A 248-nucleotide genomic window follows, 5' to 3' on the forward strand; every position below is an offset into this window, starting at 1 on the left:
GTGCCTATCGTGCAAAATCTCGGATTATTTCAAAGCCCCCCGGCGAAGGCTCGCCTCCCTTCCTCCGCATCCCGATGAGTCTGGTCTTTCCCCACACCTTCGTGCCGTGGTTCCGCTCGGTGGCTCCGTACATCCACGCCTACCGCGGCAAGACCTTCGTGGTCGCGATGTCGGGCGAAGGCATTGCCGCCGGCCGCCTGAACGCCTTCGTGCAGGATCTGTCCATCCTGCACGCGATGGGCATCCAC

1 pseudogene is annotated in these 248 nt (G+C 62.9%); it reads left to right on the forward strand.

What is annotated here, in order from left to right:
• Nucleotides 1–248, forward strand: a pseudogene (locus MTCD1_RS21035) (hypothetical protein); the annotation flags it as partial.

It is taken from the genome of Colwellia marinimaniae (assembly GCF_002207865.1).
GTDB classification, from domain to species: Bacteria; Pseudomonadota; Gammaproteobacteria; order Enterobacterales; family Alteromonadaceae; genus Colwellia; species Colwellia marinimaniae.